The sequence below is a fragment of the Frateuria sp. Soil773 genome (genome assembly GCF_001428405.1).
Classification (GTDB): domain Bacteria; phylum Pseudomonadota; class Gammaproteobacteria; order Xanthomonadales; family Rhodanobacteraceae; genus LMSL01.
This window is the reverse complement of sequence record NZ_LMSL01000023.1, coordinates 22,711-39,864: the sequence shown is the minus strand read 5'-3', so window position 1 is coordinate 39,864 and position 17,154 is coordinate 22,711. Positions and strand designations below refer to the sequence as shown.

14 protein-coding genes are annotated in these 17,154 nt (G+C 69.7%); 3 read left to right on the top strand and 11 right to left on the bottom strand.

Features of this window, described 5'->3' with window-relative positions; genetic code table 11:
• The 4 genes from ASG87_RS09005 to ASG87_RS08990 all read right to left on the bottom strand — a co-directional run.
• The coding region (locus ASG87_RS09005; protein ID WP_268761805.1) for an ESPR-type extended signal peptide-containing protein at positions 1-1,152 on the bottom strand (1,152 nt) is incomplete at its 3' end.
• 165 nt (positions 1,153-1,317) lie between these two features.
• On the bottom strand, positions 1,318-2,913 hold the full coding sequence (locus tag ASG87_RS09000; RefSeq protein WP_056004037.1) for a M4 family metallopeptidase: 1,596 nt from the start codon (positions 2,911-2,913) through the stop codon (positions 1,318-1,320).
• 113 nt (positions 2,914-3,026) lie between these two features.
• Positions 3,027-5,036: a PA domain-containing protein gene (locus ASG87_RS21240; RefSeq protein ID WP_056004034.1), complete on the bottom strand. Its 2,010-nt coding sequence runs from the start codon at positions 5,034-5,036 to the stop codon at positions 3,027-3,029.
• Positions 5,033-5,464, bottom strand: a complete 432-nt coding sequence (locus ASG87_RS08990; protein ID WP_056004033.1) for a hypothetical protein — start codon at positions 5,462-5,464, stop codon at positions 5,033-5,035. The genes ASG87_RS21240 and ASG87_RS08990 overlap by 4 nt, the downstream gene beginning before the upstream one ends.
• 556 nt (positions 5,465-6,020) lie before the next feature.
• Here ASG87_RS08990 and ASG87_RS08985 point away from each other — a divergent pair.
• Positions 6,021-6,824, top strand: coding sequence for a TatD family hydrolase (locus ASG87_RS08985; protein WP_056004030.1), 804 nt, complete (start codon positions 6,021-6,023; stop codon positions 6,822-6,824).
• Between the two features lie 230 nt (positions 6,825-7,054).
• On the opposite strand, the gene ASG87_RS08980 is transcribed toward ASG87_RS08985, so the two are convergent.
• From ASG87_RS08980 to ASG87_RS08960, 5 genes are all read right to left on the bottom strand, one after another.
• The gene (locus tag ASG87_RS08980; protein WP_056004028.1) at positions 7,055-7,591 is read right to left on the bottom strand and encodes a pseudouridine synthase; all 537 of its coding nucleotides are present in this window, start codon (positions 7,589-7,591) and stop codon (positions 7,055-7,057) included.
• Positions 7,592-7,604: 13 nt separating this feature from the next.
• Positions 7,605-8,411, bottom strand: coding sequence for a methyltransferase (locus tag ASG87_RS08975; RefSeq protein WP_235499609.1), 807 nt, complete (start codon positions 8,409-8,411; stop codon positions 7,605-7,607).
• A 133-nt stretch (positions 8,412-8,544) separates the two neighbouring features.
• Positions 8,545-9,207, bottom strand: a complete 663-nt coding sequence (locus tag ASG87_RS08970; protein WP_056004022.1) for an NYN domain-containing protein — start codon at positions 9,205-9,207, stop codon at positions 8,545-8,547.
• 101 nt (positions 9,208-9,308) lie between these two features.
• A complete protein-coding gene (locus ASG87_RS08965; RefSeq protein ID WP_056004019.1) occupies positions 9,309-10,421 on the bottom strand; it encodes an S-(hydroxymethyl)glutathione dehydrogenase/class III alcohol dehydrogenase in 1,113 nt (370 codons plus the stop codon).
• Between the two features lie 85 nt (positions 10,422-10,506).
• Complete coding sequence (locus tag ASG87_RS08960; protein WP_056004016.1) at positions 10,507-11,427, bottom strand: LysR substrate-binding domain-containing protein; 921 nt, start codon at positions 11,425-11,427, stop codon at positions 10,507-10,509.
• Positions 11,428-11,537: 110 nt separating this feature from the next.
• On the opposite strand from ASG87_RS08960, the gene ASG87_RS19980 reads away from it, so the two are divergent.
• Both ASG87_RS19980 and ASG87_RS08955 read left to right on the top strand, forming a co-directional pair.
• Positions 11,538-11,714: a hypothetical protein gene (locus ASG87_RS19980; protein ID WP_157510985.1), complete on the top strand. Its 177-nt coding sequence runs from the start codon at positions 11,538-11,540 to the stop codon at positions 11,712-11,714.
• A 117-nt stretch (positions 11,715-11,831) separates the two neighbouring features.
• Entirely contained in the window at positions 11,832-12,779 is a 948-nt protein-coding gene (locus tag ASG87_RS08955; protein WP_056004013.1) for an aldo/keto reductase, read from the top strand.
• Between the two features lie 327 nt (positions 12,780-13,106).
• Here ASG87_RS08955 and ASG87_RS08950 read toward each other — a convergent pair whose 3' ends face one another.
• Both ASG87_RS08950 and ASG87_RS08945 read right to left on the bottom strand, forming a co-directional pair.
• Positions 13,107-14,192, bottom strand: coding sequence for a TraB/GumN family protein (locus ASG87_RS08950; protein ID WP_056004010.1), 1,086 nt, complete (start codon positions 14,190-14,192; stop codon positions 13,107-13,109).
• Between the two features lie 478 nt (positions 14,193-14,670).
• A complete protein-coding gene (locus tag ASG87_RS08945; protein ID WP_056004385.1) occupies positions 14,671-16,905 on the bottom strand; it encodes an NADP-dependent isocitrate dehydrogenase in 2,235 nt (744 codons plus the stop codon).
• Positions 16,906-17,154: the final 249 nt, after the last annotated feature.

Below are 17,154 nucleotides of genomic sequence, written 5' to 3'. Positions count from 1 at the left end.
CGAATAGCTCGTGCCGTCGCTGTCCGTGTAGATCCCGCCCACCGCGGTCGACGACTCGCCGCTTGCCGCACTGTCCGCACCCGACGCCACGCTGTGCACGCCCGTCGCCGATGCGTCCTCGCTGCCGTCGGTCGCGCCATTGGCCTGGAAGAAGCGCGTGGCGTCGTCGACCGAGGCGTTGAGCTGGTCCACGTTCACCGCATCGGTGCCCGCGGTGCCGGCCGCCACGTTGGCGATCTGGCGCTCGGCGCCGGCGCTGCCCACCGATACCGTGTTGATGCGGTCGGCCACCGAGTCGGAACCGAGGGCGACCGCGTTGTACGCGGCGGCATCCACGTGCGAGCCGGTGCCGAGCGCCGTGCTGTTGTAGCCCTCGGCGCTGGCGTTGTAGCCGAACGACGAAGCCTGCTGCGCGGTGGAGCGGCTGGCCGCGCCCACTGCGGTCGCACGCAACGCCGTCGCCTGGGTCTTCACCGAGCCGTTCTCGCCGAGACCGCCGATGGCCGTGCTTTCCGCTCCCGTGGCGCGGCTGCTTTCGCCGATCGCCACGCTGCTCGCGCTGCCCGACTGCGCGTCCAGCCCGACCGCCAGCGCTCCGCGCCCGGTGGCCTTGGCGTTCACGCCTGCTGCCGTCGTGCCGATGCTCGAGGCCTCGCTCGACGCGCCCAAGGCCGTCGAGAGCGCATCGGTCGCATGGCTGTCGTAGCCGAGCGCGGTGCCCATGACGCCGCTGGCCTTGCTGTTCGCGCCGATCGCCGCGGCGCCCACCGCGCTGGCCGAGCTGAAGTAGCCGTTCGCCACCGCCGACATGCCACCGGCAACGGCGTTCATGCCGAACGCCGCGGAATAGTTACCCGCGGCATTCGCCGCGTAGCCGATCGCCGTCGCGTAGTCGGCGGCCTGGGCCGCTTGGCCGCCGGCCGTACCGCCGGCGCCCACCACCGGCACCACCACGGGGTTCCCGTCCGGATCGGCTTCGAGCTGGCCGGCCGATGCCTGGCCGGCGCTCAACAGCAGGGCCACGCCGGCGGCCGCCACGGTGGCGCGCACGCGCTTCGACGCACTGCCCTTGCCATTCGCCTTGGCGAACTCGGAAGCCACCACGAGCATCCCCAACGACTTGTTCCAAACCTTGCTGTAGATCTTGTTCATGACTTCGAATCCTCAAGAATTGCGTCTGGCGGAACCGCATCTACCGGCCGCGCCGAGGCGCGCGGGAGCGATTCCGATACTTGCGAAGCGGCGAATCCGATGCGGCACGGCGCGATCGATCACGGCCCACGTCCTGCCGCGCACGGCGCGGCAGGACGCTTTACCTCACGGGACCTGGTCGCAGGTGACCTTGACCGTGGCGAACGCGGCCGTCACGTCGGCCGCGCTGTAGCCGCGGTCGGTGGCCGCCTGCTCGACGCCGCAGGCGCCGCCGTCGAAGGTCTCGTTCGGCTGCCAGTAGAGCGCGTTGGCATCGTGGAACACCTCGAACGCCTTGCGCGTGTCCCAGCCGCTGGTCTTGGCCAGCAGGCAGAACGCGCGGTTGTAGACGCCGCTGGAGTAGTGCACGTCCAGGGAGTCGTCGTACTGGTCGGCGTCGTCGATGGAGGCGCCGTCGCGGCTCGGCGTGCACATGTCGCGCAGCGAGGGCAGGTCGCCCGGGCCGACGCTGGCCGGGTTGATGAGATCCTTGCCGACCAGGAAGTCGTTGCTGCCGCGGTCGAAGAACTTCACCGCTTCGCCCGCCATGTCCGAGAACGCCTCGTTCATGCCGCCGGACTGGGCGTCGTACTCCAGGCCCGAGTGCTGCTCGGTGAAGCCGTGGCTGATCTCGTGGCCGGTGACGTCGAGCACCACGAACGGGTAACTGTTCTTGCCGTCGTTGTCGCCGAACACCATCTCCGACCCGTCCCAGAAGGCATTGGCGTAGTTGACGCCGTAGTGCACCCACATGTGCAGTTGCATCGCCGAGCCGTCGGGATTCTTCAGCGGCGGTTCGCCGAACCAGTCGGTGTACATGTCGTGCACGACGCCGCCGAAATGGTGGGCGTCGTTGATCGGCGAGAAGGCGCCGTTGACGGCGTCGCCGCCGCTGGTATACGGCGCCGCGCCGCAGCCGAACGACCACTGGGTGACGCGCTGGCCGCCGGCCAGGTTGTAGGTGGCGACGCGGTCGTTCTGCATGTAGCAGGTCAGCCCGGTGCGCTGCACGTCGAGCAGTTCGCGGCCGGCGCCGCTGCCGTCGTAGTAGTACGAGCCGGTCGCGCCGTTGCCGCCGATGCCGGTGGCCTGGACGTTGGTGGTGGTGCCCGGACCCGGCGGCAGCCGCCCGTTGGTGATGCCTTCCCACTGTTTGATGATCTGGCCCGTGCTGGCGTCGATCAGCGCGGTCGGGCGCGACATGCCGTGGCCGCTGTCGACCACGAACGAGGTGCGGTAGACCAGGCGCGCCTTGTTGCCCGCGCCCGGGTAGACGAACAGTTCCGACTTGGCGTTGGACACCGCCTGCCGGGACGACAACTGGCGCGCCGCCTTCAGCGTGGACTGCGCCTGCGCCGCGCTCAGGCGCGGGGTCACCGAGGGAAGGTCGGCCACGATGCCGCGCTCGGCGTGCCCTTTCACCGAGAGCACGTTGCCGCTGCGGTCGCGCTCGACCACCACGCTGCGGCCGTAGACGGGAATGCCGTTGAAGGTCTGCTGCTCGCGGGTCTTCACGCTGCCGCGTTGCGTCGTCGCGCTGGCGGTGGTCGCCACGTACGAGGCGCCGCTGCCGAGATTCAGGCGGGAGGCCATCGCCGCCGGGGTCGCCTTGCCCAGTTGGCTGGCGCTGACGGTGACGGTGGTGGAGGCGGCGAAAGCCGGGGAAGCGGCAGTCGCGCCGAGCGCAACGAGCAGGGCGGCGGTCAGGTTCTTGCGTAGCATGTGGAAACCTCTTCGTTGGTCACGGGCCGGCAGCGGAGCCGCCGGCCGCTCACTGGATTCGCAGAGGTGCAGGCCGGCTTGGCCGGCCTGCACCGCGTTACCGCTCGGAACGCTCAGCGTGCGCTGTAGCTGCCCTGCACCGACACGCCGGAGAAGGCTTTCTCGCCCACCACCAGGAGGTAGTAGGTGCCGGCCGCCGGCAGTGCCGTCACCACCGACTCGCTGTTGCCGGTGTGCACGGACTTGCTGCCGTAGTCGGTTGTCGTCGGCGCCGCACCGACCTTCACGTACAGCGAGACGTCGCCGCTGCCGCCGAAGGTGCGCAGGTTGAGGCTGCGCGAGTTGGCCGGCACGTCCAGCTTGTACAGCTTGCTGCTGCCCGCCGCGCCGGACTGGCCGCCGAGCGCGACGCCCTTGGTCAGTGCAATGGCGTCGTCGCCCGGGTTGCTGGAGGCGCCCCAGGCATCGAGCTGGTTCTGCAGCTCGGCATCGCTCAGGCAGGCGTTCAGGCTGCTGGCCTGGCCGGAGGTGATCACGCCGTCGCTGGCGAGACCGGCCGCATAGGCCTGCATCAGCGCCTTGTAGTCGGCGAAGTCCGCCGCCGAAGCGGCCTTCAGCTTGGCGCTGGCCAGCACGTTGGCGCCTACCACCACGCCGCCCGGCACCCAGGTCGGCACGCCGGTATCGCAGGTCAGGAGCTTCTGGGTGGTGTCGTTGAGCTTCCAGCCCTCGTCCATGAACACCGCCGGCGTCAGGTCGAGGTCGTACTGGCCCTGCAGGCCCGAGACTTCCTGGAAGTTCATCAGCGCTTGCGGCGTCAGGCGCGTGTCGAAATGCGAGAACGACGAACCCAGGTTCAGCGTCGTCGGCGCATAGATCAGCACGTTGCCGTCCGCATCGGCGCCGCCGATCTGGTCGCCCAGCACCATGCCGATGGTGAGGCCGGCGGCGTTCTGCTTCAGCTTGGTGCCATCGGCCTGGCTGATCGCGATCACCGGGATGGTCGGGTCGCCCTGGTCGTCGCCGGCCGGGATGATCGAGCCGGCCTGGTTGTTGGCGAGGATCACCGCGGTGGCGCCGGCGGCCTGGGCCAGCCGCGCCTTCACGGCGAAGCCGCAGGTGCCGCGGTCGATGAGCGCGATGTGGCCGTTGACCGCCGCGGCGTTGTCGAACGCCGTGCAGCCTTCCGCATTGCTGCCGGTGGCAGCCACCACGGCCGTGTTGGGCGCGAAGTTGGAAACGGTGGCGGCGGGGCCGAAGCTGGCCTGGTTGAAGGCGTAGTCGCCCGCCGCACCCGCCGGGGCGCTCGCCCGCAGCAGCGTGGGATAGGTCAGCACCAGCGGCATCTGCGCCTTCAGGTTGGCGCCGGTGAACACCAGGTGGCCGTCGTTCAGCGCGGAATCCTTGCGGCCGTTGTCGTCCAGGTCGTACCACTTCTTGCCCTTCGCGTTGTCGTAGACGAACAGCGAGTAGATGTCGGGCAGCGGGCCATTGGAACCGGACGCGGGCTTGCCGCTGGTCAGGTCGTTGAACGCCGAGAAGCCCAGGCCGTGCGCCATTTCGTGCAGCATCACGTTGAGCAGGTTGGACTGGCCGGACGGGGTCTTGCCGTCGAGGCCGAAGTACCAGCCGAGGTTGTCCAGGCAGCCGGTGGTGCCCAGGCCGCCGTTGAACTGGATCTGGATATCCGACTTGCTCGGGTCCACGTCTTCGCCGGCGAACATGTTCAGCAGCGCCACGTGGTACCAGGTCTGGTCGAGCGCGCCGGCCGGGGCCTGGCCCGGGTTGAACGAATAGATGCCCAGCGGGCGGGTCGAGCCCAGCACGCCGCTGGTGGAATCGCACTCGAGCTTCTTGAAGGCGACGTCGATGTTGACCGGCACGTCGCTCTTCAGCACGGCGCCCCACATGTTGGCCGCGAACTGGAACACGATGCGCGCCTGCTCGCCGCGGGTGGTGCCCGGATTGCCGCCGACCGGCGCCGCCGGGGTCGGATCGTCCAGGCCCTGGCCGCTGCCGGCATCCAGGTTCTTGATGTTGATGTCACCGGCGTAGGCCAGGCCGGCCGCACACAGCAGGCCGGCGGAGAACAGCGCGCTGAACAGCTTGCGACGGCGGATCATTTCGTCACCTCCACGGCAGCGGCGCTCGTTTCGCCCTCGTGATGAATGCGGTAGCTGCCGTCGGCGGCGCGCTCGGCGACCAGGCGGGTGGACAGGCTTTCCGGCACGTCCATGCCGGTCACGGTCCTGCCGCTGCGCAGCTTCAGGGTGCGCAGCGTGGCGTGGGCATCGGCCATCGTGCGCGGGCCGCGGTCGACGCCCTGCGCCGCGCGGCTGCTCTCGATCATCTTGTTGAGCTTGGCCACCTCCGCCGCCGTCGGCGCGCGCCGCTTGCCGGTCGCCGGATCGATGAAGGTAACCTGGCTGTTCTGCGCGGATACCCCCTGCGGCGCCGCCTGCTGCTGGCCATCGGCGGCCATCGCCGCACCGGCGGCGAACAGGCCGGTGAGGGCCAGGCCGAATGCCTGGACCATCGTCTTCTTGTGCATGCACACTCCTCCCGTTGAGATGCAAGGCCGTTTGCCGGCCTGCAAGACCGGGGCGGGATGGATCCCGCCCAATACTTTCACCACAGCAAGAAAACCTGCCCGGGGAACCTCATGGATCGCGTGCCGTTCGCTGCGGCGCGCGCACGCTCCCGCCGGGCGAAGCCATAGGCCGCCCGCATCGCGTCGGTGGTGATTGCCGAGCCTCTCCCGCAGCCGCGCAGCGGCTTTCGCTCTCGCCTTCCACATCCATGCCCCTTCCCCGTCGTTGCCTGGTCGGAGCAAGCGGCCCAAGCGACGGGCGCCCCGTGGAATCCCCCCATTCCACGCTTCGGCAAGGCACCTCACGGATGCTTGCCTAGCTGACCAAGACCTCAAATTCTTTCGAATCCGTCACTGAAACTAACAGCGATTTCCTACGACCGCAATGCGACTTTTTCATGTTCCGATGGCCGCCTTCGACGGCCGCCGGGGGACGTCATGACGCACTGCAATGGTTTGCCGTTTTGCGCGGCGCGCGGGGTCTGTGACAATCGGTTTTTTCACCCCGGACCAACCCATGCAGTTGCTCGATATCGGCGCCAACCTCACGCACGAGTCGTTTCACCACGACCTGCCTGCTGTGCTGCAACGTGCGCAGACGCATGGGGTGGGGCGCATGGTCGTGACCGGCGCCTCGCGCGACGGCAGCGAGCACGCCCTGGCGCTGGCGCGCCGGCATCCGGGCACGCTGTACGCCACCGCCGGCGTGCACCCGCACCATGCGATCGACTACGACGACGCCACCGACGAGCGGCTGCGCGCGCTGGCGCTGGAGCCGGAGGTCCGCGCGGTCGGCGAGACCGGGCTCGACTACAACCGCAACTACTCGCCGCGCGAGGTGCAGTTGGCGGCGTTCGAGCGACAACTGCGGATCGCCGCCGATTGCGGCAAGCCGCTGTTCCTGCACCAGCGCGACGCGCACGGGGATTTCCTGGCGCTGCTGCGGCGCTACCGCGACCGGGTGCCGGCGGCGGTGGTGCACTGCTTCACCGACAGCCGCGAGGCGCTGCACGACTACCTCGCCCTGGATTGCCACATCGGCATCACCGGCTGGATCTGCGACGAGCGGCGCGGCACCCACCTGCGCGAGTTCGTGCGCGAGATCCCGGCCGGCCGCCTGATGATCGAGACCGACGCGCCCTACCTGCTGCCGCGCACGGTACGCCCGGCGCCCAGCCACCGGCGCAACGAGCCGATGTACCTGAGGCACATCTGCGAGGAAATCGCGCGCGACCGCGGCGAGCCGGCCGAGGTCACCGCGGCGAACAGCACGGCGACGGCGGAGGCGTTCTTCGGGCTGCCGCGCACAGCGCAAGCCTGAGGAGCGGCTGCGGCAACCACTGCAAGGCTGGCGCAGGAGCGACTTCGGTCACGATGCCCTGGAGCCTGCCCACGATATCCGGGTACCCCAGCGAAACGTCGTCCCAGCGCAAGCCGGGATGACGCTTCATGGGGAATGCCTGGGAGACTTCGAGCAGGCTCTCAGGGATTTCCAGCAGAGCGTTCACGGCCGGCATCGCCCCGCGAGAGAACGTCGCGGAAAGAGGGGCACTAAGGCTGCAGCACGCGCGTCTCGCCGGGCGCCAGCCCGTCCAGCGCATGGTCGCCGACGCGCACGCGGATCAGCCGCAGGGTGGGAAAGCCGACCGCGGCGGTCATCCGGCGCACCTGGCGGTTGCGGCCTTCGCGCAGGGTGATGGCGAGCCAGCTGGTCGGGATCAGCTTGCGGAAGCGCACCGGCGGGTCGCGCGGCCACAGCCAGTCCGGCTCGGCCACGGGCTCGACGCCGGCCGGCAGGGTCGGCCCATCCTTCAGCGCCACGCCGCGGCGCAGGGCGGCCATCGCGGCCGCGGTGACCGCGCCGTCCACCTGCACCAGGTAGGTCTTGGGCTGCTTGTGGCGCGGGTCGGTGAGCCGGTGCGCCAGCGCGCCGTCGTCGGTGAGCAGGAGCAGGCCCTCGCTGTCGTGGTCCAGCCGGCCGACCGGATACACGCCCTTCTGCCGCACGTGGTCGGCCAGCGTGGGCCGGCCGTCGTCGGTGGTGAACTGGCACAGCACGCCGTACGGCTTGTTGAGCGCGAGCAGCATGCCGGTGGCGCGCTCAGTGCCTGGCGGCGGCCGGCTTCACGAAGCGCAGGGTCATCCGGTCGGACTCGCCGATCGCCTGGTACTTCGCGCGGTCCTGCTCGCCCAGCGTGAGGGTCGGCGGCAGGGTCCACACGCCCTTCGGGTAGTCCCTGGTGTCCTTCGGGTTCGCGTTGACCTCGCTCTCGCCGTCGAGCACGAAGCCGGCATCGGTCGCCAGCTTCTTCACGTAGGCGGTCGGCAGGTAGCCGCTGGCCTTGACCTGGTCGAGCGTGGCGCCGTCGGCCGCGCGGTGGTCCACCACGCCGAGCACGCCGCCCGGTCGCAGCACGGCGAAGAACGCCTTGAACATTGCCGGCGCGGTATCGGCCATGACCCAGTTGTGCACGTTGCGGAAGGTCAGCACCAGGTCGGCCGAGCCCGGCTCGCCGAGCACCGGCGCCTGCGGATCGAAGGCGACGATGGCGGCCTTGCCGTAGTGCGCCGGGTCGGCGGCGAACTTGCGCCGCAGCGCCGAGTCGTCGCTGCGCGCCTCGCCGTCGCTGGCCGGCCGCTTCTCGGCGGCGACGTAGTGGCCGTTGTCGCGCAGCAGCGGCGCGAGGATCTCGCTGTACCAGCCGCCGCCCGGGGTGATCTCGATCACCGTCTGGTCCGGCTGCAGGCCGAAGAAATCCAGCGTGTCCTTGGGATGGCGGTAGGCGTCGCGCGCGCGGTTGGCGGCCGAGCGCCAGTCGCCGGCCAGCACCTGGTCGAGCTGCTCGGCGGTGTACTGGCTGGCGCTGGTCGGCGGCACCAGTTCCGAGGCGGGCTGGTCCTGCGCCATGGCCGGCGCGGCGAGCGCAAGCGCCAGATACAGCGACGACACGAGCGGATGTTTCATCGGTGGCTCCCTGACTTCCCTGCGGCTCCGGGTGGACGAAGCCTGTCGGCAACGGCGTAAAGGCGAGGTGGACGGATCAGAACGGACGCGGGCAGACCGACTGCAGGCCGTCGATGTGCTCGTGCAGGTCCGGGGCGATACCCTGCCACATCGGGTCGAGGATGAAATCGATACCTTCGTAGCGGGCCAGCTTGGCGGCCGGGATGAAGTCCGCGTCGCCGGCGACCAGGATGATCTGGTCCACCTGCTTCTTGTAGGCCAGCGCGGCGATGTCGATGCCGATCTTCATGTCCACCTGGGTCTGGCGCATGTCCGGCTCGAAATGCTCGTCGCCCAGCGCGTCCGAGTGCAGCGTGCCGTCGCGCAACTGCTGCTGGGCGTGGTACTTCAGCTTCCACTCGCCGCGCTCGGCGAGCCGGCCCAGCCGCAGCGCCATCTTGCGCTGGCGGCGCAACTGGTCGTGCAGGTCGCGGCGGAAGTCGGCGGCGCCGGTGCGGCCGAAGTCGATGCTGTCGCCGCTGACCGGCTTGACGAAGCGCTTCTCCAGCGGCGGGCAGTCGTAGAAGAAGATGCGGTAGAGCGATTCGCGCGGGCGGTCCAGCGCCTTGAGGTGCTCCAGCGCCATGCCGAACACGGTCTTGGCCACGGTGCGCGCGTCGTTCGCGTCGCGGTCGCCCCACACCTTGCGGTAGCGGGCAAGGAAAAACGCGCCATCGACGAGGAAGGCGGTACGGCTCATAGGAAATCCTTATGGATGTAGCTGACGGGCCGTGTCGCGACGGCCGCCGGCCGGAAGGGCCGGCGGCGCGATTCTACGGCATCCGCCGCCGGCGCGGCAGCTCAGTAGCGGATCACCGAGCGGATCACCCGGCCTTCGTGCATCAGCTCGAACGCCTCGTTGATGCGCTCCAGCGGCAGCACCTCGGTGACCATCTCGTCGATGCGGATCTCGCCGGCGAGGTAGCGCTCGACGTAGCCGGGCAACTGGCTGCGCCCCTTCACGCCGCCGAACGCCGAGCCGCGCCACACCCGCCCGGTGACCAGTTGGAACGGCCGCGTGCTGATCTCCTGGCCGGCGCCGGCCACGCCGATGATGATCGACTCGCCCCAGCCCTTGTGGCAGCACTCCAGCGCCGAACGCATCACCTGCACGTTGCCGATGCATTCGAACGAGTAGTCCACGCCGCCGTCGGTGAGCTCCACGATCACCTGCTGGATCGGCGTGTCCGGGTAGTCCTTCGGATCGATGCAGTCGGTGGCGCCCAGCAGCTTCGCCATCTCGAACTTCGCCGGGTTGGTGTCCACCACCACGATGCGCCCGGCCTTCGCCATCACCGCGCCCTGCACCACCGACAGGCCGATGCCGCCCAGGCCGAACACCGCCACCGAGGCGCCGGGCTCCACCTTGGCCGTGTTCAGCACCGCGCCGATGCCGGTGGTGATGCCGCAGCCGAGCAGGCACACCTTGTCCAGCGGCGCGGCCGGGTTGATCTTCGCCAGCGAGATCTCCGGCAGCACGGTGTATTCGCTGAACGTGCTGGTGCCCATGTAGTGCAGCAGCGGCCTGCCGTTCAGGGAGAAGCGCGAGGTGCCGTCCGGCATCAGGCCCTGGCCCTGGGTGGCGCGGATCTTCTGGCACAGGTTGGTCTTGCCCGAGCGGCAGAACTTGCACTCGCCGCATTCGGGCGTGTACAGCGGGATCACGTGGTCGCCCGGCTTCAGCGAGGTGACGCCTTCACCCACCTCCTCCACGATGCCGCCGCCCTCGTGGCCGAGGATCACCGGGAACTGCCCCTCCGGATCGGCGCCGGACAGGGTGAACGCGTCGGTATGGCACACGCCGGTGGCGACGATGCGCACCAGCACCTCGCCGGCCTTCGGCCCGGCGACGTCGACCTGCTCGACGGTGAGTGGCTTGCCTGCTTCCCAGGCGACGGCGGCGCGTGACTTCATGGCGGGATTCCTCGATGTTGTGCGTACGGACGACCGCCAATGATGACGCCACGCCGCGCGCGGCGAAACCGCGGCGGCCGCCGGCTCAGCTTTCCAGGGTGCCGCCGTCCTGCAGCGCGGGCATCCGCTTGCAGTAGTCGTCGGCCTCGGCATGCAGCCATTCGCGGAACAACTGCAGGCCGCGGTGGTCGTGCGAGCGCGACGGGTAGACCAGGTAGTACGCCTCGGGCACCTTCAGGTAATGCCGGCCGAGCACCTGCAGGTGGCCGGCGTCGAGCAGCGACTTCGAGGTGACCATCCGCCCCAGCCCCACGCCCAGCCCTTCCAGCGCCGCATGGCGCGCCGCGTCGACGCTGTCGAAGTTCGCCACGTAGCGCCTTGGCAAGGTGCCGCCGAAACGCTGGAACCAGCTTCGCCAGCGGTCGGCCGGGTTGGGATCGCCGAGCAGCGGCCAGCCGGTGAGGTCGTCGCGGTCCGCATCGCCCATGCGTTCGAGCAGGCTGGGTGCGGCCATCGGCGCGATCCACTCGCCGAACAGGCGCTCGCAATGCAGCCCCGCCCACTGGCCGCGGCCGTAGCGCAGCGCGCAGTCCACCGGCTCGCGGTCGAAGTGCACCAGGGCCGACGTCGATTGCAGGCTCAGTTCCAGCTCCGGATGCGCGGCGACCAGCCGCGGCAGGCGCGGCACCAGCCAGCTCGACAGGATGCCGGGGCTGGCGCTGAGCGTGAGCGCGCCGTGGCGCCGCTCGCGGTAGCGCGACAGCGCATGCTCGATGCCGTCGACGTGCTCGCCCACCGCCTCCAGCAGGCTGCAGCCCTCCACCGTCAGCGTCACCCCGCGCGGGCCGCGCTCGAACAGGCGCCGCTCCAGCCGCTCCTCGAGCTGGCGCATCTGGTGGCTGAGCGCGCTGACGGTGAGGTTCGCCTGCGCCGCGGCGCGCGACAGGTTGCCTTGCCGGGCGACCAGCACGAACTGCTGCAGCAGGCCCAGGGGCAGCTTTCCCATCTTGAAGATCCCTCAAGGCTGGCTTGCGAATATATCGCTTTTTGCGGCTTTGCCGCCTGCGTATCTTGAGCGTATCCCCACACTCACCTTCCCCCCGCGAGGTGTCCGCGATGAGCTCGATCTGGACCAATCTGCTGTTCCTGCACGGCCACGTCACGCACTCGGGCGACCTGGCCTGGCGGCCCGACGCGCCCCGCGACGAGGCCGGCACCCGGGCCAGGCCGGCGGCGCAGACGCCATCGGCCTGCGAAACGCCGGACGGCTGCTGCGAACCCACCTGCGCCTGATCCCGCCGCAGCGGCGCCGCGTGGGTTGATTCCCGCGCCCGGCGCAACTACCTCGGATGGAGTGCGCGTCGCCGTCGTGGCGGCGCGCCCCGCCCGTTCCCCATCCGAGGTCCTCCCATGCAACTGCGCCCGCTCGGCAACTCCCCGCTCTCCATCGCCCCGCTCGCCTTCGGCGGCAACGTGTTCGGCTGGAGCGCCGACGAAGCCCGCTCGTTCGAGCTGCTCGACGCCTTCGTCGATGCCGGCTTCAACCTCGTCGACACGGCGGACGTCTATTCGGCCTGGGTGCCGGGCAACCGCGGCGGCGAATCGGAAACCATCATCGGCCGCTGGCTGAAGAAGAGCGGCAAGCGCGACCGCGTCGTGATCGCCACCAAGGTCGGCAAGTGGGCCGAGCACCCCGGGCTGTCGCCGGCCAACATCCAGCAGGCGGTGGATGCCTCGCTGCAGCGCCTGCAGACCGACCGCATCGACCTGTACCAGGCGCACAAGGACGACGCCAGCGTGCCGCTGGCCGAGACGCTGGGCGCCTTCGGCCGGCTGATCGAGCAGGGCAAGGTGCGCGCCATCGGCGCCTCCAACTACGGCGCGGACCGCCTGGAGGAAGCCCTGCGGATGTCGCGCGAGCACGGCCTGCCGCGCTACGAGAGCCTGCAGCCGGAATACAACCTGGCCGACCGCGCCGGCTACGAGGCGGCGCTGGAGCCGCTGGCTCGCCGCGAGAACCTGGGCGTGATCAACTACTACGCGCTGGCCAGCGGCTTCCTCACCGGCAAGTACCGCAGCGAGGCCGACCTCGCCAAGAGCGCGGCGCGCGGCGACAGCGTGAAGAAATACCTCGACCCGCGCGGCCTGCGCATCCTCGCCGCGCTGGACGAAGTGGCCGCCGTGCACCGCGCCACGCCGGCCCAGGTGGCCCTGGCCTGGCTGATGGCGCGGCCGGGCATCACCGCGCCGATCGCCAGCGCGACCAGCGTGGAACAGCTCCACGAACTGCTCGGCGCGGCGAAGCTGCAACTCGGCCGCGAGGACATCGCCGCGCTCGACGCCGCCAGCGCCGCGTAGGCGGGCCGGCACCGAAGCGGGCCGGACGAGCGGGCCGTTGCCTCGCCAGGCACGATGTCCGATCCGGCTGGCCCGCTTTGTGAGCCGGCTTACGATCCCAGGTGCCCAACGAAACGTCATCCCAGCGGCTTTCAACGGCCGCAGGGCCGGTCAAGCTGGGATCCAGTGTCGTTGGGCTTTCGAGGAAACAGTCACTGGATGACTCGCTGCGCTCGCCCCTTCGGGGCCGGCCTTCGGCCGTTCAACGCTCGCAAAGCCCGCTTTTGTCCTGCTTCCGCAGGAATGACGCAGGACGGCTGGACCGGCGGATAAACTTGATCGTGGCGCTCAGCGCGCCGCCGAAGAAGCCGGCGCCGGCGACGACGCGGCCGGCGCCGGCGCCACCGGGACGGTCGCCGCCTCGTCGTCCGGCGCGACCACCTCGTAGCCTTCGGCGCGCAGCGTCGCCAGGTAGCCGTCCGGCGCCAGCAACTGGTTCATCGAGAGCATGGCGAAGCTTTGCGGATGGATCGCCAGCGCGCGCCGCGCCGCGTCCAGCCACATCCCGCGCATCCGCGGCACGATGTCGTCCATGCCGAGCTGGCGCGCGAAGCCGGCGCCGGTGATCGCCTCCATGCAAGTCTGGCGCGGATCCTCCACGCCGGCGGCCTTGCGCAGCGCCTCGATGTCGCCGGTGGCCCAGGCGTTGGCGTGCGCCGCCATCTGCGGCAACTGGGTATCCAGCGCCACCATCGTGCTGTGGAAGCAGGCCACGTCGTCCGGCCCGGCCGCCTTGAACGCCTTCAGCACCGCGCGCGGGTTGGCCACATCGACCTCGTAGCGGACCTGGGTGATCGGCACCTGGTACTGCCGGGCCAGCCGCTTCACCTCGTCGGCGACGCCGCCGGAACTGCTGAGGTTGGCCGCCTTCAGCGCCCGGTTCGCCAGCTCCAGCGCGGCGAAGATCGGCCGCCACCGCTCGATGCCGTGGTCGCGCCCGATGTAACGCGCCTTCAGCGCGGTCCAGCGCGCATAGTCGGCGACCGGCACGACTTCGTCGAGGGTGCGGCCGTCGGCGTTCTTGCGCGCGCTGTAGATCGACGGCAGCAGGAACAGCTTGCCGAAGAAACCCACCTTCGCCTTGAACTTGAGCGTCGGCTGGCCGATCACCTCCTGCGCGCCGGCGATCGCGTGCTCGACGTCGCTCGACTCCCAGCGCACCTTTTCCGGCAGCGGCGAACTCACGCCCAGCACCCACATCACGTGGCCGCCGCGGCCGACCTTCCACAGGCCGGGCCCGGGCTGCACGCCGCTCACCATCACCGGCGCCAGGTCGGTGACGGCGGTGCTGGACGGCGGCGAAGGCGCGGTCTGCGCCAGGGCGGCGGCGGGCGCGAGGCACCCCAGCAGCAGGAGAGAGGGCTTCCATGTCATGCGCGGCGCTCGCTTGCTCGAAGGGGATGGCGACGATGCCACAGACCGCACGGGGCGGTGCCGGTTCCCCAGTGCCACCTCGTGCCCGGCATCGACGGAATGAAACACGGGGCCTTCATTGCCGATGCCTCCGGTGCGGGAAAAGTCGGCACCGGCCGCACCGTGACGGCCGGGCGACGCATCACGGGAAAGGGCGCCGGACTGCCCTTTCCCGATGCTCGTCGTGGCGAGCGGATACCTGATGCCCGAGGGCGATCGATGGCAGGGAACGATCGTGCCGCCATTCCCGCGAAAGCGGGAGGCGCTTCGCAACAACCGAAGCGCCGGTCATCCCGTGACGTCGAGAAGCCCCGGATTCCTGCTCTTGCCCCCTTTCGGGGTTCGCAGGAATGACGGACATCATCCGCGCAGGCGACGGGCGCAAAGCCGCGAGGCCCGCGAGCCCGCGGCCCTCCTCCTCATCGAACGCACATCGGCATCAGGACGCGGCCAGCGTCGCCAGCGCCGCGTTGAAGGTGTTGCTCGGACGCATCGCCGCGCTCACCCGTGCCAGGTCCGGATGGTAGTAGCCGTGGATGTCCACCGGCTTGCCCTGCGCGCCGTTCAACTCGCCGACGATGGCCGTCTCGCCGTCCGTCAGCGCCTTGGCCAGCGGGGCGAACTTCGCCTTCAGCGCGGCATCCTCGTCCTGCGCCGCCAGCGCCTGCGCCCAGTACAGCGCCAGGTAGAAGTGGCTGCCGCGGTTGTCCAGCTCACCGACCTTGCGCGCCGGCGACTTGTTGTTGTCGAGGAACTTGCCGTTGGCCTGGTCCAGCGTCTTCGCCAGCACGGCCGCGGCGGCGTTGCCGTAGCGGTTGGCCAGGTGCTCCAGCGACGCGGCCAGCGCGAGGAACTCGCCCAGCGAATCCCAGCGCAGGCAGTTCTCTTCCACGAACTGCTGCACGTGCTTGGGCGCCGAGCCGCCGGCGCCGGTCTCGAACAGGCCGCCGCCGGCCATCAGCGGCACGATCGACAGCATCTTCGCGCTGGTGCCCAGCTCCAGGATCGGGAACAGGTCGGTGAGGTAGTCGCGCAGCACGTTGCCGGTCACCGAGATGGTGTCCTGGCCCTGGCGGATGCGCGCCAGCGAGAACTTCGTGGCCTCCACCGGCGACAGGATGCGGATGTCCAGGCCGTCGAGGTCGTGGTCCTTGAGGTAGCGCTCGACCTTGGCGATCACCTGGGCGTCGTGCGCGCGCGCCGGGTCGAGCCAGAACACCGCCGGCGTGTGGCTGAGGCGCGCGCGGGTCACCGCCAGCTTCACCCAGTCCTGCACCGGCGCGTCCTTGGTCTGGCACATGCGCCAGATGTCGCCCGCCTCCACCGCATGTTCCAGCAGTACGTTGCCGGCCTCGTCGGTCACCTTCACCGTGCCGTCGGCGGCGATCTGGAAGGTCTTGTCGTGCGAGCCGTATTCCTCGGCCGCCTGCGCCATCAGGCCCACGTTCGGCACGCTGCCCATGGTTACCGGGTCGAAGGCGCCGTGCGCCTTGCAGTCCTCGATCACCGCCTGGTACACGCCGGCGTAGCAGCGGTCGGGGATCACCGCCTTGGTGTCCTGCAGCTTGCCTTCCAGGTTCCACATGCGGCCGGAGTCGCGGATCATCGCCGGCATCGAGGCGTCCACGATCACGTCGCTGGGCACGTGCAGGTTGGTGATGCCCTTGTCGGAATTGACCATCGCCAGCGCCGGCCGTGTCGCGTAGGCTGCGTCGATGTCCGCCTTGATCGCGGCCTGCTGCTCCGCCGGCAGGTTGCCGATGCGCGCGTAGAGGTCGCCGATGCCGTTGTTCGGATCGAAGCCGACGGCCTTCAGCGCGTCGGCGTGCTTTGCCAGCACGTCCTTGTAGAACTCCGATACCACCACGCCGAACATGATCGGGTCGGACACCTTCATCATGGTCGCCTTCAGGTGCAGCGAGAACAGCACGCCCTGCCGCTTCGCGTCGGCGATCTGCGCATCGACGAAGGCGGCCAGCGCCTTGCGGCTCATCACCGCCGCGTCGATGATCTCGCCCGCCTGCAGCGCGGTCTTCTCCTTCAGTACGCTGTGGCTGCCGTCCTTGCCGAACCATTCGATGCGCACGCTGCCGGCCTGGTCGACCAGCGCCGATTTCTCGCTGCCGTAGAAGTCGCCGCCGTCCATGTGCGCCACGTGGGTCTTCGAGTCCGCGCTCCACGGACCCATGCGGTGCGGATGCTTGCGCGCGTAGTTCTTCACCGAGAGCGGCGCGCGACGGTCGGAATTGCCCTCGCGCAGCACCGGGTTCACCGCGCTGCCCTTGACCTTGTCGTAGCGCGCCTTGACGTCCTTCTCGGCCGCGTCCTTCGGCGCGTCCGGATAGTCCGGCAGCGCGTAGCCCTGGCCCTGCAGCTCCTTGATCGCCGCCTTCAGCTGCGGCATCGAGGCGCTGATGTTGGGCAGCTTGATGATGTTCGCGTCCGGCGTGGTCGCCAGCCGGCCCAGCTCGGCGAGATCGTCGGCGATCTTCTGGTCGTCCCTCAGCAGCTCCGGAAACAGCGCGATGATGCGCCCGGCCAGCGAGATGTCGCGGGTCTCCACCTTGATGCCCGCGGTGCCGGTATAGGCATCGATGATCGGCAGCAGCGACTGCGTCGCCAGGAACGGGGCTTCGTCGGTCAGCGTGTAGATGATCTTGGGGGTGTTGGACATGGTCTGCACGGGCCTCTTGCTACGGCATTTCTGGGGAAAGGGTGCACTGCTGCCATCGGCGCCTGCGTCGAAACGCGCACGCGTGGCATGCGGCATCCGCTCGTCGGGCTCGCCCTCCGGACCGTCCGCCGGGGTTCGCGAAAGCTGCCCATTGTCGCGGTTTCGCCGCGCCCGGGAAAGCGCGGCGCCCGCCGCCCCGATGCCAAGGCAGCCCCTGCCGATCCACACGGCCCATGGCTCAGCCACTGT

Coding starts and splice junctions, on each gene's coding strand:
- ASG87_RS09000 (WP_056004037.1), bottom strand. CDS start 2,913: ATGCTACGCAAGAACCTGACCGCCGCCCTGCTCGTTGCGCTCGGCGCG.
- ASG87_RS21240 (WP_056004034.1), bottom strand. CDS start 5,036: ATGATCCGCCGTCGCAAGCTGTTCAGCGCGCTGTTCTCCGCCGGCCTG.
- ASG87_RS08990 (WP_056004033.1), bottom strand. CDS start 5,464: ATGCACAAGAAGACGATGGTCCAGGCATTCGGCCTGGCCCTCACCGGC.
- ASG87_RS08985 (WP_056004030.1), top strand. CDS start 6,021: ATGCAGTTGCTCGATATCGGCGCCAACCTCACGCACGAGTCGTTTCAC.
- ASG87_RS08980 (WP_056004028.1), bottom strand. CDS start 7,591: ATGCTGCTCGCGCTCAACAAGCCGTACGGCGTGCTGTGCCAGTTCACC.
- ASG87_RS08975 (WP_235499609.1), bottom strand. CDS start 8,411: ATGGCGCAGGACCAGCCCGCCTCGGAACTGGTGCCGCCGACCAGCGCC.
- ASG87_RS08970 (WP_056004022.1), bottom strand. CDS start 9,207: ATGAGCCGTACCGCCTTCCTCGTCGATGGCGCGTTTTTCCTTGCCCGC.
- ASG87_RS08965 (WP_056004019.1), bottom strand. CDS start 10,421: ATGAAGTCACGCGCCGCCGTCGCCTGGGAAGCAGGCAAGCCACTCACC.
- ASG87_RS08960 (WP_056004016.1), bottom strand. CDS start 11,427: ATGGGAAAGCTGCCCCTGGGCCTGCTGCAGCAGTTCGTGCTGGTCGCC.
- ASG87_RS19980 (WP_157510985.1), top strand. CDS start 11,538: ATGAGCTCGATCTGGACCAATCTGCTGTTCCTGCACGGCCACGTCACG.
- ASG87_RS08955 (WP_056004013.1), top strand. CDS start 11,832: ATGCAACTGCGCCCGCTCGGCAACTCCCCGCTCTCCATCGCCCCGCTC.
- ASG87_RS08950 (WP_056004010.1), bottom strand. CDS start 14,192: ATGACATGGAAGCCCTCTCTCCTGCTGCTGGGGTGCCTCGCGCCCGCC.
- ASG87_RS08945 (WP_056004385.1), bottom strand. CDS start 16,905: ATGTCCAACACCCCCAAGATCATCTACACGCTGACCGACGAAGCCCCG.